This is a genomic window from Campylobacter sp. Cr9, from assembly GCF_020138295.1.
GTDB lineage: Bacteria > Campylobacterota > Campylobacteria > Campylobacterales > Campylobacteraceae > Campylobacter_E.
This window is the reverse complement of sequence record NZ_JACGBH010000021.1, coordinates 13,212-29,041: the sequence shown is the minus strand read 5'-3', so window position 1 is coordinate 29,041 and position 15,830 is coordinate 13,212. Positions and strand designations below refer to the sequence as shown.

General features: G+C 30.9%; 15 protein-coding genes and 3 tRNA genes. 6 read left to right on the top strand and 12 right to left on the bottom strand.

The genetic code is table 11. The features are described 5' to 3' along the window. Positions 1-600 precede the first annotated feature (600 nt). From AVANS14531_RS08645 to AVANS14531_RS08620, 6 genes are all read right to left on the bottom strand, one after another. Entirely contained in the window at positions 601-1,398 is a 798-nt protein-coding gene (locus tag AVANS14531_RS08645) for a hypothetical protein (RefSeq protein ID WP_336612099.1), read from the bottom strand. 1 nt (position 1,399) lies between these two features. Then, positions 1,400-1,705 (bottom strand): thioredoxin family protein, encoded by a 306-nt coding sequence (locus AVANS14531_RS08640; protein WP_336612098.1) that lies wholly within the window; start codon positions 1,703-1,705, stop codon positions 1,400-1,402. Beyond that, positions 1,692-3,080, bottom strand: a complete 1,389-nt coding sequence (locus AVANS14531_RS08635; protein WP_336612097.1) for a cation:dicarboxylate symporter family transporter — start codon at positions 3,078-3,080, stop codon at positions 1,692-1,694. Before AVANS14531_RS08635 ends, AVANS14531_RS08640 begins: the two co-directional genes overlap by 14 nt. A gap of 107 nt (positions 3,081-3,187) precedes the next feature. Next, positions 3,188-3,264, bottom strand: a tRNA-Asp gene (locus AVANS14531_RS08630). A 15-nt stretch (positions 3,265-3,279) separates the two neighbouring features. Next, a tRNA-Val gene (locus AVANS14531_RS08625) sits at positions 3,280-3,355 on the bottom strand. Between the two features lie 9 nt (positions 3,356-3,364). Continuing rightward, a tRNA-Lys gene (locus AVANS14531_RS08620) sits at positions 3,365-3,440 on the bottom strand. 220 nt (positions 3,441-3,660) lie between these two features. Between AVANS14531_RS08620 and phsA the strand changes: the two genes are divergently transcribed. From phsA to nrfD, 3 genes are read left to right on the top strand one after another with little or no spacing between them, the layout of a single operon-like run. Then, positions 3,661-5,919, top strand: a complete 2,259-nt coding sequence (gene phsA, locus AVANS14531_RS08615; protein WP_336612096.1) for a thiosulfate reductase PhsA — start codon at positions 3,661-3,663, stop codon at positions 5,917-5,919. A 2-nt stretch (positions 5,920-5,921) separates the two neighbouring features. Next, positions 5,922-6,482, top strand: coding sequence for a 4Fe-4S dicluster domain-containing protein (locus AVANS14531_RS08610; RefSeq protein WP_336612095.1), 561 nt, complete (start codon positions 5,922-5,924; stop codon positions 6,480-6,482). Beyond that, entirely contained in the window at positions 6,475-7,437 is a 963-nt protein-coding gene (gene nrfD / locus AVANS14531_RS08605) for an NrfD/PsrC family molybdoenzyme membrane anchor subunit (protein WP_336612094.1), read from the top strand. Before AVANS14531_RS08610 ends, nrfD begins: the two co-directional genes overlap by 8 nt. Before the next feature lie 60 nt (positions 7,438-7,497). Here nrfD and AVANS14531_RS08600 read toward each other — a convergent pair whose 3' ends face one another. The 3 genes from AVANS14531_RS08600 to AVANS14531_RS08590 are packed head-to-tail and all read right to left on the bottom strand — an operon-like array spanning position 7,498 to position 8,839. Then, positions 7,498-7,890 (bottom strand): DUF4878 domain-containing protein, encoded by a 393-nt coding sequence (locus tag AVANS14531_RS08600; protein WP_239817540.1) that lies wholly within the window; start codon positions 7,888-7,890, stop codon positions 7,498-7,500. Between the two features lie 15 nt (positions 7,891-7,905). Further along, positions 7,906-8,160, bottom strand: coding sequence for a hypothetical protein (locus AVANS14531_RS08595; RefSeq protein WP_239817539.1), 255 nt, complete (start codon positions 8,158-8,160; stop codon positions 7,906-7,908). Between the two features lie 34 nt (positions 8,161-8,194). After that, positions 8,195-8,839, bottom strand: coding sequence for a hypothetical protein (locus AVANS14531_RS08590; RefSeq protein ID WP_336612093.1), 645 nt, complete (start codon positions 8,837-8,839; stop codon positions 8,195-8,197). Between the two features lie 233 nt (positions 8,840-9,072). Between AVANS14531_RS08590 and AVANS14531_RS08585 the strand changes: the two genes are divergently transcribed. Both AVANS14531_RS08585 and AVANS14531_RS08580 read left to right on the top strand, forming a co-directional pair. Continuing rightward, a complete protein-coding gene (locus AVANS14531_RS08585; RefSeq protein WP_336612092.1) occupies positions 9,073-9,447 on the top strand; it encodes a TM2 domain-containing protein in 375 nt (124 codons plus the stop codon). A gap of 13 nt (positions 9,448-9,460) precedes the next feature. Continuing rightward, entirely contained in the window at positions 9,461-10,024 is a 564-nt protein-coding gene (locus AVANS14531_RS08580; protein ID WP_336612091.1) for a hypothetical protein, read from the top strand. 77 nt (positions 10,025-10,101) lie between these two features. Here the strand turns inward: AVANS14531_RS08580 and AVANS14531_RS08575 are convergent, their stop codons facing one another. The 3 genes from AVANS14531_RS08575 to AVANS14531_RS08565 form a co-directional block, all read right to left on the bottom strand. Continuing rightward, positions 10,102-10,473: a DUF4878 domain-containing protein gene (locus AVANS14531_RS08575; protein ID WP_336612090.1), complete on the bottom strand. Its 372-nt coding sequence runs from the start codon at positions 10,471-10,473 to the stop codon at positions 10,102-10,104. A 126-nt stretch (positions 10,474-10,599) separates the two neighbouring features. Beyond that, complete coding sequence (locus tag AVANS14531_RS08570; RefSeq protein WP_336612089.1) at positions 10,600-14,457, bottom strand: autotransporter outer membrane beta-barrel domain-containing protein; 3,858 nt, start codon at positions 14,455-14,457, stop codon at positions 10,600-10,602. 78 nt (positions 14,458-14,535) lie between these two features. Next, complete coding sequence (locus tag AVANS14531_RS08565; protein WP_239817533.1) at positions 14,536-14,850, bottom strand: hypothetical protein; 315 nt, start codon at positions 14,848-14,850, stop codon at positions 14,536-14,538. Positions 14,851-14,944: 94 nt separating this feature from the next. Here AVANS14531_RS08565 and glyQ point away from each other — a divergent pair, with 94 nt between their 5' ends. Continuing rightward, the gene (gene glyQ / locus AVANS14531_RS08560; protein WP_239817532.1) at positions 14,945-15,793 is read left to right on the top strand and encodes a glycine--tRNA ligase subunit alpha; all 849 of its coding nucleotides are present in this window, start codon (positions 14,945-14,947) and stop codon (positions 15,791-15,793) included. Positions 15,794-15,830 lie beyond the last annotated feature (37 nt).

Sequence of the window (15,830 nt, the reverse complement as noted above, 5' to 3'; positions counted from 1 at the left end):
AAACTCATCGTTTTCTTCAAGATATGCCTTTAAGACATGTTAGAAAGACACTTCCCCGCTTTAGGGGATTGAAACCCATTTGAAGTATCAAAGTTTAATGGTTGATTAAAACTGTTAGAAAGACATTTCCCCGCTTTAGGGGATTGAAACTTTATCGAGCGTAATTTTATAAAGTTGTCATATTTTGCTAGAAAGACATTTCCCCGCTTTAGGGGATTGAAACCTAGTATTCCAACTATTAAATGGTTGATTGAAATTTTTGTTAGAAAGACATTTCCCCGCTTTAGGGGATTGAAACGAGCTAATGAAGCTTTTAAATCATGAACATCTGAAGAAGTTAGAAAGACATTTCCCCGCTTTAGGGGATTGAAACAATTCTGCTTCGCATTCTATAGCGTTTTTAGGTGGGTGTTAGAAAGACATTTCCCCGCTTTAGGGGATTGAAACTCATCGTGCAGGTCGTTTAGTTCTTGTGGTAGCTGCTAGAAAGATATTTCCCCGCTTTAGGGGATTGAAACTCTGGTGCAGCTTGTTTAAAAAATCTAACATCTATGTTAGAAAGACACTTCCCCGCTTTAGGGGATTGTAAAATTAACATTATTAAAAAAAGAATTTGAAATAGGAATTTGATTTTAAAAGTTGCTTAAGTTTTGTGAGAATTCCTTGATTTTTTGCATTAGTTTTGATGATTTTATAATTTAGATTATTCGTATTATTTGGGATAAAATCGCAATTGATTTTCTTATCATTCATATAAAAATATTCTTTGCTAATATCTTTTATAAAAGGCTCGTTGTTTAAAAGCACATTTCCATTGCTAAAAGCGTTTAAAAACTCTTGTTTTCTAGTATTTCTAAAATCATAAAACCTAAAGCCTTGCTCTAAACAATGCAAATAAAACTCAAGCTCTTCTTTAATATCAAAATCAATTTTATTTTCTTGAAAAATGCTTTGTTTTTTGGGTTTAAAATTGTAAGTAAAATCACATTTTTTATTATAAATCTTAAAATAATCTTTAGTATAAACAAACCTTAATATCCTTGTTTTTGTTTTTAAAAAATATCTTAAATCACTTTTTAAAAACCCACAAGCGATTATTTTCACGCCTTTAGGAAACGAAAAATCATTTAAAAATGAAATATTTTCTACAAAAACAAAATCAAGTTTACTTAATTTATTTATATATTTCAATGCTTTTTCATTAAAGATATTTACATGATAAATGTTAGGATTTAAATTAAATGTATCGGTATTGCTAATATATAAAATCAAATGTTTTTTGCTTAAATTATTTGCAAGTTCTCTTAAAATAATTTCAATTTCGCTTACATTTGAATAGATATAAAATCCATCAAAATGTTTTGAAAAAACATTATTTAATGATGGATTTTTAAACATTTTAAAGCGTTAAAACACCAGCTTCAATTAAAGAAATTGAGTGGGGCTCAACCACTCTTTGATAAACTTCTTCGCCGTTTTTTAAAAAAAGTATCGTAGGAATATGGCGAATATTTAGCTCTGTTCTAATGTTTTCATCTTTATCAACATCAACATGATAAAAGCTAATATTAGGATATTTATTACTAAGTTCTTGCAAAAACGGCTCAGCAATCTTGCAATCTCTACACCAAGGCGCTCCAAAAGCTATAACGCAAGTAGCATTGTCTTTAATCTCTAAAAAACTTTTATAATCAATTTCTTTCATTGCTTAAGTCCTTGTATTCATCTTTGTTTAAAGTCTTTAGCTCGCAATCAGTCGCAATTGCTGCAACCATTGCACCATTTACGTTACTCATAGTTCTTACCATATCAATAATAGGATCAATCGCAAAAATAACGCCTAATAAATAAAACTTATCCCCAAGTCCAAGCCCAGTAATCATAATAGATGCTGCAACTATTGAAATACCAGGAATACCTGCGATACTAAGTGAGCCAATTATTGTAATAATTACTATTAAAACAGCACTAGATAAATCAATGCTAAGTCCTGCACTATGCATAACAAAAGCAGCTACTAAACCTACATAATATCCAGCACAGCCACTCATTCCAATGGTTGCACCAAGCCCTGCTACAAAGTTTGCATTGTTTTCGCTTACGCCTAATCTAGTGTGAAGTGTGCGGATTGTTATAGGTAAAACACCTGCTGAACTTCTTGAAGTAAATGCTAATAATAAAACTTCAAAAGCTTTTTTATAATACACGATAGGTGATAAGCCGTGAAATGCTAAAATTATAGAAAATACAATAATCATTAAAATACCACTAGCATAAGTTAAAGCTATGAATAATCCTGCTTCTTTCATTGCTGCTACACCATTTGCAATCAAGACATTTGCAATCATCGCAACAACTGCATAAGGCATAAGAGCAATTATATTTGTAATAACATTCATAATGATTTTATTCATAAATATTATTAGGTTTTTATAAGTGCTAAATATTTCTTTGTTTTCAGCGTTTGCACCAAGTTTTCTTGCTCCTAAAGTGAATAAAAATGCAACCAAAATAACGCCTAAAATATTGTTTTTAGCAAAAGATTCAATTATGTTATTTGGCATTAGACCTAATAAAATAGAGCTTAGAGTTCTTGCTTCTTTAATAGTTTTTGAAGTTTGCACTACCACATCGCTTCCTAGATTAAACATAATTCCTAAGCTAAGACCTATCGCACTTGCAATCGCTGTGGTAAATAAAAGCCAAAATATACTTCTACTAAGAATTGATGATATTTTAATTCCGCCTTCAAGCTTTAATAAAGATGATGAAATGCCAAAAAATACGATAGGAACAATCATAAGCTTTAATAAACTTATAAAAATACTAACTACAAATGAATACCAAATCCTAGTTTGCTCTAGCCATAAAACTTCTTTTGAACTTGCAGGAAAATTAGCTAGATACTGAGCCGCAACACCTAAAATTAAACCTAAAACTAAAGCCAAAATCATTCTTTTAGCAAAAGTTATCGTATATGCTAAACGGCTAAGCCAAAAGCAAAGGATTAAATAAATAATTACAAAAGTAATTGACAAAGGTTCTGAAAGGGTAAAAAAGTTAATAAAAAAGTCTTTCATAATTCTCCTTTAATATTTTTAAAAGAGTGATTTTATCTTAAAACAAATTAAAAAAATATAAATATTAAAGGAGTTTATTATTACTAAAATTTAAAAAGAAAGGGAAATGGCGCGGCGGACGGGGCTCGAACCCGCGACCTCCGGCGTGACAGGCCGATATTCTAACCAGCTGAACTACCGCCGCACCGATGAAAATAAATGGTGGTCGCTATAAGACTCGAACTTATGACATCCACCTTGTAAGGGTGGCGCTCTACCAACTGAGCTAAGCGACCAAAAATTGATGGTGTCCTGTGCTGGATTCGAACCAGCGGCCCCCTCATTAAAAGTGAGATGCTCTACCTGCTGAGCTAACAAGACAAATTGAAATAAATGTGAAAGGTTGAATAATACAAAAAAATTATTTAAATGTCAAGCAAAATTTAAAAAATCTTAATTCCTATTTCAAATTCCACGAAAATTTCACAAGAATTTGAAATAGGAATTATAAAAATAAATAAATATATAATTTTTATAATTAATTAAATAATTTAAGTATAATTTAATAGTAACTAAAACAAGGTATCAAAAAGGAGTAATTATGAAAAGAAGAGATTTTTTAAAAAGCTCAGCCTTTTTAGGCTCATTAGCCTGTATTAAGCCCGTTTTAAGTGCAAACGCATTTACAAACGGGGATAGAAAAAGCGTTTTTTCAGTATGTGAAATGTGTTCTACTCGCTGTCCTATTGAAGTAAGCGTTAAAGATAATAAAGGCGTATTTATTAATGGCAATCCAAAATTTAGCGCAAATAAAACAAGTGTATGTGCAAGGGGTGGTGCAGGAATTAATCAGCTTTATGATAAAAATCGCCTTATAAAGCCACTTATTCGTGTGGGAAAGCGTGGAGAAAATAAATGGCGTGAAGCTAGTTGGGATGAAGCATTAAAGCTAGTTGCTACAAAGCTAAACGAAATAAAAGAAAAGCATGGAGCAAAAAGCGTAATATTTACAAGCAAAGCCGGAGAATCTCACACTCATATGAGTAATTTTGCCTGTGCTTATGGAAGTCCTAATATATTTTCACATTATTCAAGTTGTCCGATTACTTATAATATGGTTTTAGAGCATACATATGGTGGTGGCTTATCAAGAGATTTTGCTAACGCAAAATATATTGTAAATTTTGGTCATAATTTATTTGAAGGTATTGTTATAAGTGATGCTAAAAAATTAGCCAAATTTGCAGCTTCAAGTGATACAAAATTACTCGTCCTTGAGCCTAGATTTAGCGTTGTAGCAGCTAAGGCTGATGAATGGCTTCCTATAAAACCTGGAACTGATGTGGCATTTTTAATGGCGTTAATTCATGTATGGCTAAGAGATGAAAAGTATGATAAAGACTTTGTAAAAGAATACTGCATAGGACTTGATGAGCTTAAAGCTAGTGTAAAAGATACAAGCCCTAAATGGCAAGAAAACATAACAGGAATTAGTGCTAAAACGATTGAGCGAATTGCCGATGAAATCTATAAAGCTGCTCCAAAAGTTGTAATTGATTGGGGTCATAAAACCACAACAACTCATGCAGAATATCAACGCACAAGAGCTATTGCAATAGCAAATGCTTTAATGGGAAATTATGAGAAAAAAGGCGGCATTCACACTAGCAAAAACGCAAGTAATCTAAACAAAATCATAGGCGAAAACATTTTCCCTACCCTTGATAATCCTAGCAATGTTTTTAAAGTTCCTAATACTCCTAGAATTGATGGAGCAGGAGAAGAGGGAAGTAAAAACTATTTTGTTTCAAGAAAGCACGGAGTTTTAATGGATATTGCACCTGCTATTTTAAGCGAAAAACCATATCCTATTAAAGCTTGGGTTAATACTAGATTTAATCATTTAGTAAATGTTGCAAATGTAAATGAGAGCTTAAAAGCCATAGAAAAATTAGATTTCATAGTAAGCATTGATGTGTATTTGAATGATTTTAGCAATTTAGCTGATGTGGTATTGCCTGAGAGCTCATATTTAGAAAGAGATGAGAGTATTTTAGGTGTAGGAAATGGCTATTATATGAGAAATAAAGCCGTAGAAGTTATAGGCGATACAAAAAGTGGCTTTGATATATTTAGAGAGCTTGCAAGTATTATGAAAATTGATGAGCTTTACACTTATAAAACAATAGATGAGTATAGAATGCAACAAGCTAAAGGTAATGTAGATTTACTTGCAAATCTTAAAAAAGATGGCGTAGTTACCTATAAGGTTCCTAACCTATATTTAAGAGAGCCAAAAATAATAAAAGAATTTACTAAAACCTATCCGCAAATTAATGATAAAATCGATAGCAATGGCGAACTTAGTTCATTAATTAGCTTTAAGACACCTAGTAAAAAAATAGAACTTTTCATAGAAAAAGTTGAAAAATTATTCCCAACTCATGGCTCTTTAAATATGGTTGATTATGATGTATTTAATGGCCATGAGTTTTGCCTAACAAGTGGAAAAACTCCAATTCATACAAACGCTCATACTCAAAATATCCCTATTTTAAATGAATTAATGAGTGAAAGTCCTGTATGGATAAATGAGTCTAAAGCTAAAGAATTAGGCTTAAAAGATGGCGATTTAGTATATTTAGAAAACGAATTTGGCAAAATACAAGCAAAACTTATGCTAACGCAAGGCATTCGCCCTGATACATTGTTTATTTATCACGGCTTTGGTCGTGTTACTCCAACACTTAAAAACATTCACGAAGTTGGTGCAAATGATAGTATTTTATTAGGCTCAAAAAGTGGTCATATATGTAGCACAATGGTTACAAATATAGGCGTAGATATTAAAAGGGTATAAAAATGAAAAAGTTTGTAATGATTCACGATGAAAATTTATGTATAGGTTGTCAGGCTTGTAGCGTTGCGTGTAAGAACGAAAATCAAATTCCAAGTGGAGTTTTTAGAGTTCAAGTTCATGCACAAATGAGCGGAGTTTTTCCAAATCTTAAAACAGATTTTACAAGGGCAAGCTGTGTAATGTGCGAAGATAGCCCGTGTGTAAGCGTATGTCCTACGGGGGCTAGTTTTAAACTAGCAAATGGAATAACTTTAATTGATGAAAAATTATGCGTATCTTGTAAATACTGCGTTCTAGCATGTCCATACAATGCAAGATTTCTTAATCCAATTACAAAAGCGATTGATAAATGCACTTTTTGCTATCCAAACAGAAAAGGTGCAACTCCAGCATGCGTAAGTGTATGTCCTACTGATGCACTAATTTTTGGAGATATAAACGATAGCAATTCAGAAATTAACAAAGTTTTAGCAAGTAAAAGCGTTGAGTATCCGAAAGCTCATTTAGGAACGAAACCAAAACTTGGCTTTATAAAAAATACAAAAGGAGGACGCTATGAATAATATGGCAGGAAGTTTGGCTCAATATAATGAAATTTACTGGCCTTGGCCGATTGCACTATATTTATTTTTAGCAGGGCTTAGTGCTGGATGTTTGATGGTTTCATTAATAGTGAAATTTAATAGATTTTCACACAATACTAATAGTATTTGGGATGCTACGATTAAAGCAGGAGCATTAATTTCTCCACTTGCTATTAGCTTAGGACTTTTACTTTTAATAGTTGATTTAGGAAAGCCTTTTACATTTTATTTATTGCTAATAAAATATAATTTTACTTCGGTTATGACTTTAGGTGTTTTATTTTTATTAGTTTATACGCCTTTAGCGTTTTTGTATGCGTTAATCATTTTTGAGCGTGAGATTGAACTTTATTTTAGGTTCTTAATTCCTATTACAAATTCCATAAGAAAAATGGCTAATTTTGCTAAGATGATTGAATATGTATTGTTTTTCTTAGCTTTATGTGTTGGTGCTTATACGGGATTTTTATTAAGTGCGATTTCTAAAGTTCCTTTATGGAATACTCCGATTTTGCCATTGCTTTTTGTAGTTTCTGCGTTTTCATGTGGAATAGCTGCAAATATACTTGTAGGAATTTTGTTTTTTAAAGCTCATTTAAATAAAGAAAACATAAAGTATTTATTAGTTTTAGATCTAAGAGCAATAATGCTTGAAATCCCTATCTTGCTTTTACTTTTTGTAGGAATGTATTATAGCGGGGGCGAGAGTTTGATCTCACTTAAGGCTATATTTGCTCATGAGTTTTATTCAAAATTATTTTGGTTTGGTGTGTTAGGAACGGGGCTTATTTTGCCTATTTTAATAGCTATTACAGCACTTAAAAACCATGCTTTCCAACCTGCATTCATAATAATAAACTCTCTTGCTGTGCTAGTTGGTGTAGTAATGTTAAGATTTTTTATCGTTTATGCAGGACAAGTTTGCATTAGCTAAAGGTTTTCCTTTAGCTAATAATAGATTTTGGAATTTATCTAAGATAAATTCCAATAAATTTTAATCATAGTCATTACTATTATTTATATACCATTTATCTTTTATCTTTATAAGATTTAATTTATTATCCTTTACATCGCCATTTTTGTATGTTACTACAACTTTAACCTTAGCTAGATTTTCAATTTGTTCTAATCTACTTGCTTCTATTGATTGAATACCACCTTTTTCAGCAACTTCTTTTTTCGCTTTTGCACCATATTCATACTTAATTGCTTCTTTTATTTTTTCTTGCTTTTCGTCTTCTGATTTAAAATAAACACACTTTAAAGCTTGTTCATTTTCTCCTTCAAGCGCTAACTTCGCAAAATTTTTAGCAACTTCTTCAGGAGTTTCACTTCCACAAGCAACGAACATAAAAGCAACAGCTATAAAACTTAATAACTTTTTCATTTTTTCTCCTTTTAATTAATTTTTACGCTTTTTTATAATATTCATTATCACAAATGTTATTACAAATGTTATTGCAAAGGCGATTATGTAAGATATATAGTATTTATCCGTAGTTCCAAAAAATCTAGCTGCATCATACATATCTAAACGATAATCTCTTGTTATATTACCTCCCGCCCAGCTTATAAATATAATTGGTGCAATAAAAAAACCTCCTATAATGCTTGTTACAATACTAATAATAAATGTTTTAATCGTGTATTTTTTCATTTAATCTCCTTAATTTTATGTAACTTCTAAGCTATTATTTAACGCTATAAGTTACAACGCCTTTATTTGTATAAACACTAAACTCTACAACATCAGAGCATTTATCGCCTATTATTACAAATTCTTTAGTTTCATCAAATTTCATTGGCACTTTATAATCATAATAATATTTTCCATCGTATTTTTCTTTAGCAACTTTTTTTGCTCTTTCACAACTTTCAATATATTCTTTATTTTCTGTTTTTTCTACTCTTTCGTTTATGAGTTTATAATCTTCGCTTTTATCATCTATATCATATTTATACTTATAACCGCAATCTCCTTTGCTTAGTTCTGCCCATTTAACTAGATCTCTGCAATCAAAAATAAATTTATTATCGTAGCATACTTTTGCTGGAGTTTCGCGTGATAACACTCCGTAATCTACTCTAGCTCTTTTATCTAAATCAGCTAAGACAAAATCCGTTACTCTACAAGCATCACTATTTGTCGTAATTCTTTTAATTTCAATATCATCTTTAGCAGTTAGAGATAGGAGTTTGTATGTTTCATATTTTGTTCTTTTAGTTTCAATATCAAACTTAAACGCATCTTGGCTTAATTCCTTTTTTTCATCAGAACAAGCACTCATAAATAATGCCACGCTACAAAAAACACTAGCTGTTAATAACTTTTTCATTAATTCTCCTTAAATATTTTAAAAATAAGTATAATACCCCCCCCCAATCTTATACTTAGCTTAATTTTTGATTTTTAAATTAACATTTTTTAACAATGAAAATTTCGTGGAATTTGAAATAGGAATTAGAAAAATAAATATGTAATTTTTTTATAAATACTTTTGTCTTATTTACTTTATATTTACTTAGGGGGGGGGTATAATCTCTTTTTTTAATCAAAAAAGGAGTAAAAATGGATAAAAATTCTGTTTTAATGTTGCTTGATGGCAAAATTTCTAACGAACAAAAATTTATGCTAAATGACAAGCTAGATAATATCAGTGAAGAAAAGCTTAAAAATTTGCCTTTAATACCGCTTAAAAGCCCTATTTTAGCTGTGGTTTTTGGATTTTTCTTCGGTTGGCTTGGGGTTGATAGATTTTATCAAGGCAGCTTCGGACTTGGTATTTTAAAATTAGCACTTTTTATTATTGGTTGTATTACAACTTTTATTTTTATAGGTGTTTTTATTTTATGGGCATTAGGAATTTATGTTTTGATAGATTTATATTTTGTATATAAAGCAGTGCAAAATGACAATTATCAAAAAATATCACAAATGATATAACAAGGAACTTAAAATGACTGAGTTTATGATTAGCGATAAGGCTAAAGAATTAGTAAAAAATGAAACTGAGTTAAAGACAAAATTAGCTGATTTTTTCGGTGAATTAGCTAATGCAGAAATTGTTGATGAATTATGCGATGCAGCAAAATACTATACAAATAATGGCGAATCAAATGTAGCTAAATATTCTTTTAGATTAAAAGATTTTAGCCTACCTACTATGATTTTTAGCTATTTTGCGTATGCTTATAGGTCAATGTGGATTCATACTGCAATTTTGGTTTTAGCTTTTACATTAGGTTCAAGTGTTATTTGGTGGCTAACATCGTTTTTTGGTGCTTCTTTTATATATATTTCTATTACTATGATTGTGGCTGCGAGTTATAAGTTTGTATTATTAAAAGAATTTTTTACTAAATACGAAGTTACACCTATAACAGGTATTAGAGCAAGAAAATTAAAAAACATTTTAATTGTAATCGGCGCTATTGCTGCTGTTACAATTATTATAAAATTAATTTCTATGTTTGTTTTAGGAGCCGCTTTATTTTCTTTAAGCGGTAGTAGATACTATTAATTTATGAAATTATTTGCGTAATTTACGGATTTAAATTCTAGTGGAATTTAAATCCATATGAGTTTGGAAAGCTAAAATTACTTTTTCACATACCAATAACCATTTATTTTCACTAAATCTATTAAGCCATTGTCCTTATCGCCGTTATTATATGTTACTACAACTTTAACCTGAGCTACATTTTCATTTTCATTTACTATAGAAGTTTCTATTAATTTTACGCCACTTTTTGTATTGATAAATTCTTTATCTTTTTTGATACTATAAATGACTTCTTTCAAATATCTTTGTCTTTCATCTTCTGTTTTGTAGTAAGCACATTTAGCAACTTGTTTTACATCTTCTTTAATATATGCTTGCATACATTTTTTAACTACGACATCAGGAGTATCGCTCCCACAAGCAACGAGCATAAAAGCAAGCATTATAAAACTTAATAATTTTTTCATAAAATCTCCTAAAATTTGTAATAAAACAATAGCCTTTCCATATTAATATTTGTTATTAATTTTTGTTTTATTAGAAGTTTGAATTTCCTATTTTAAATTCTAGGAATTTAAAATAGGAATTAGAGATTAAAAGCTCTTTCTTAAAGTCATATTAAATGAATAATCCACATTCAAATCACCAAAAAATGTTCTTTCAAACTCGGTCATTAATCTTAGATTATTCGTAAAGTAGTAGTTAAATGAAGCATTTGTTAGCATTCTTGCATCTTTTTTGCCTTCAATTTGTCTTATAACATTTAAATCTCTTATGGTTTTATCGCCACTTTTAATTAAATCAGCTGCAAGTCCAACGCCAAACCTAAAGCCAAATCTTGAATCTTCGCTACTTTGCTTACCAAAACTTAGCATAGTTTTTGTGTTTAATGGAATAAAGCTCTTGCTTTCTAATTTGATATGCTCTTCTTTATTTTCTAATTTAATAGCACTTACATAACCACTAATTAGCTCAACGCTAGGCTCTAAATAATAATCATTCATATAAAATCTATTGCCTAATTCAATACTTGCTACAAGGTTTTTTGAATGATTATCTGCTTTAATATAAACTGCTTTATTATTGCCATTGTTTAGCGTTAAAGTGTAGTCATTTTTATAATCAGCATATTTTGCAATCATATCAATATAAAAGCCATTGTTAAATAAAAAGCTTGAATAAAGTCCCCCGCCTATGCCTTTTACTTTACCTTCTAAAATATTTTTAGTATCTAGCTTATAAATAGAATTAGTAAAAATTATTCCTGCATAAGCGTTAAAATCATCAAATTCGCTAATCTTATCAGCTCCGATTTGTAGCTCATAATATTTTGTTTTATTATCTTTTAAATATGTACTTGCTCCGCCATAATTTCTTATCCAAACTCCACCATTAGCTACCTCATCTCTTAGCTCTCCCATACGCTTTTGCATATTGTTCCATTCTAAAACATAGTTAAAAAATGCTTGATTTAGCGTATTTTTTGCTGTGTTTATTGCTACTTCTTTTTCTTTTACGAAGAAATATTCTTTGTAATGACCTGGAGTTTCTGTATTGCTTGGATTATTCTCAGGCTTTGGATCAAATGGAACGCTTGGAGTAATCGGTGTGCTTGGCTCTAATGGAATTAACGGAATTTCAGGTTTAGTTTCTGGCTCACTTGGTTTGTTTTCTGGCTCATCAGGGTTATTTACATCAGGCGGTGTAATCGGTGTGCTTGGCTCTAATGGAATTAACGGAATTTCAGGTTTATTGCTAGGCTCTTCTGGTGTGCTTGGCTCACTTGGATTACTTGGTTCACTTGGAGTTGTAATTTTTTCTAAATACCACTTAGCTGTGCCATTTTCATCATAATACTTCACATTTGGTTTAAGGTCTGCAAATACCGAGCTTTCACCTTTAATATCAAAATAATTTTCGCTAACTATTGTAGAGTTTGCTAAACTTACTAAAAGTAGCTTATCAGCACCGTTTAAAAAGTCTTTTTGAATTAGTAGAGTATTGTTCGCTCCACTTGTGCTTTTGCTTATATTTAGTGCATTTGTAGCACTTTCATAAACATAAGTTGTATTTGTTGAGCTAAGGCTAGATGCATTTATATTAGCATTTATAGTAGCACCATTAAACTCAAGGCTAGAAGTATCATCAGCTGTTATTTTGCCTTTGTAGTTTGTGCCATTTAGTAGGCTTAGCTTTGAGTTAGTCTTTAAATCAAAATCTGAATTTATAAATATATTTTTCGCAACGCTTTCTCCGCTACTCACATTTTCTTGATACTTCATATTTGAGTAATAATTTTCATTTTTATCTGTACCTGCCATTGAATCTGTCTTAGGAACATAAACTATATTTTCTCCATCAAACCCATCAATATAGGCTAAATTTTTGCCTATTGTTATAGTTGAAGAAGTGGAGCTTATATTTGATATTTCAACACTTGAATGCTTTAAGATATCAAGATTTGCATTATTAAGAGTTAGGCTATTCATCCTATAAAGTCTATCTTCCCAGTCTTGCTGATCTAATCTTGTAGGAGCAGTAAACACATCTTCGCCTGTTGCTTGCTTGATTTTGTTAGCTGTTGTGGTATCTACATAATTATGCACTACAGGATGACCTTGAAAAGCTAGATTTCCGTTTTTAAATTCCATACTATTAATATCTAAACCACCATCATAAACTGAATTTTGAGTTTTATTACTGTTGTTATTTTGGCTTATATTGATATTGCCTTTTATAGCTCCGTGGCTTATGGTATCTTTTGTAAGATTTTTACTTATACTAAGGTTACTCGCTGTTGTGCTTGTATTTGTTACAACTGCATTATTATCACTTGCATAAAAATTGTTAAAATTAATACTATTACCGTTTAAATCAAACTTACCTGCGTTGTTGCCAAAATATAAATAATCAGTATTTATTTGACTTGCATTATTTATCTTAAGGCTTGAATTATTTGTCATATAAATACTTCCAAAAGTATTTTGCCATCCTGTACTATGAAACTCAACTTCTCCACCGCCTATTCTAAGCCCTGCAGTTGGGCTATTTGAATATACATTTAGTTTTCCATTTCCAACTTTATGTAAATAATCATTTTTTGCTGTTTTTACATAATAATTTACAACTGAATTATTTCCTATATCTAATCCACCATGTAAAAAGTCAAAATCACCTTTAATATCATAAGTTAAATTATCTTTTATGATTAAGGCACTTGAGCCTAAATCAGCATTAGCACTAAGAGTTAAAGAGCCGCCTTGTATGTAAATATCTTTATCATTTTCCATAGCTTTAGTTCTATCGTTGTAGTTTGCTTGGGTTTGATTAGCGGTTTTTGTATCATAATAATGCTTAAACGATAAAGCTCCCATGGTTTTTTCTAGCTCAGTTGCTCCATCTTTTAAACTATTTGCATCAAGGCTTAAATTAGCTGATGAAGTTACGCTATGAGCTTTATCAAAAGCTTCAGTAGTATTGTAATTTATACCATGGTAAGACATATAAGTACATTGTCCATTACCATCAGCTGCACTACTTCCAGCGCAATCAGTCGCTGCTGCAAACCCTACCATAAGCCATTTTTGCTCTACTTTATCCCATACATACAAAGCACTTCCACTATCACCTTCAGACCCCACACTTGAAAACGGCACCCTACCGGTATCATCATAATAGCCTTTTGTGTAAATTGCTCTTTCATATTTTAAGCTATCTTCTTTAGATATTTCTACAAGCCCACCTGTAAAATATTTGCTAGCGTCAGCAATATTTATAGCATCATTTTTATTTTCGGTTATTTTTTGATACCCTGTACCACTTCTTACAAACAAAGTGTATCTATCACTATTAAAATATTCGGCTTTACCATTTGTACTAGTTTTATTCTCAAAACTTATATCTTTGTTATTTTCATCATATACTTTTACAGGACTAAGCTCTGCTTTGTGATTTAGATTTACCTTACTCATTCTAAGCGCTGCAAAATCTTCTATGTCTGTTCTGTGGCATTTTTTTCCCTGACAAGGTGTATCTTGACCAAAATAATCAGCAAAATCATTTGACGCACTTACAACTCTAGAGCCTACCCCACCAAATTCTAATATTGTTCCTTGCCTAACTAAATAAGGATTACCATGCGAATCTTTTATTACCTCACTTATCATATGAGCTGCAGTTAAAACTTTATTAGCACCGATATTTGAGTATTCGCCTTTCATAACGCCAGTTTTATTACTCGCTCCAAAATCAATCATAGGCATAGGAGCAAAACTATCTACTGTGATCTTGCCATCTTTAGACGTTACGCTTAATCCTGTTGCTCCGGCTTTAAACTTACCCTTATTAGCTCCAAAATCAAGATAATCTTGATATGAAAATCTTTTATCAACCGCACTAGCATTTAAACTAGAATATAAAATACTTATTAAAACTAATGATTTTTTTAACATTTTCATTCCTTGGAAAAAATTGGCTTATTTTATAATGTGTTTAATTAAAAAGATATTAGGCAAGAGCCTAATATGTAGTTATTTTTGTAATCTATTTGCGTTATCACAACCTACGCTAAGACCTAAAGCGCAAGCTAATTGATAATAATAGCTAGCAGCTTGAACATTTTGTGCGTTTGATGTGCCTTGTAATAAAGTATTTGCAATATTTAAACAAGCATTGGCATTTTTGTTTGCAATGCAATTTGTTTGCTCATCTTTTAAATTAGGATTTAAAGCAGTTTGAAGAGCTAAATTGATTAGATTATTTTTTACAATCTCTCCTTCTTGTTTATCAGCCGTGCAAGCACTAAATAAAAATAATGAACTAGCAATTAAAATAATTTTTTTCATAAAATCTCCTTAAAAAATCGCTAATTATAAGCAAAATAACATAAATTTATATTAATTTTGTATGATAAATAAAATTTATTTTAAAGGCTTTTAAATGACATTTTCAGAAATTATTTTAAACTTACAAAAGTATTGGTGCGAGCAAGGTTGTGCTCTAATTCAGCCTTATGACTTTCCTGCTGGAGCTGGGACATTTCATCCACAAACATTCTTAAAATCACTTGGCACTAAGCCACATAATGTTTGTTATGTTGCTCCATCACGCCGACCAACCGATGGAAGATACGGAGAAAATCCAAATCGCTTAGGTGCTTATTATCAATTTCAAGTTTTAATGAAGCCAAGTCCAGCGAATATTCAAGATTTATATTTAAATAGCTTAAAAGTTTTAGGAATTGATTTAAATAAACACGATGTAAGATTTATTGAAGATAACTGGGAAAGCCCATCTTTAGGAGCTTGGGGGCTTGGTTGGGAAGTATGGCTTGATGGTATGGAAGTTACTCAATTTACTTATTTTCAACAAGTTGGGGGATTTTCTTGCGATTTAATTAGTGCTGAGATTACTTACGGACTTGAACGCCTTGCAATGTATATTCAAGATATTGATAATGTTTATGATATAAACTGGGGCGGTGGATTAACTTATGCTGATGTTCATAAGCAAGGTGAGTTTGAATATTCTAAGTTTAACTTTGAATTAGCAAATGCTTCAAGACTTAAAGAAATGTTTGATATATCATATAATGAAGCAAGAGCGGTGCTTGATTTAGGTTATTCATTACCTGCGTATGATTATTGCTTAATGTGTGCTCACTTATTTAATACCCTTGATGCAAGGGGTGCAATTAGCGTAGCTCAAAGACAAGATTTCATGCTAAAGATTAGAGAGCTTAGCAAAGATTGTGCAAGCGTGTATTTAAAAAGCCAAGAAAATAAATAATTTTAAAGAATTTGAATTAGGAATTACAATAATTAAA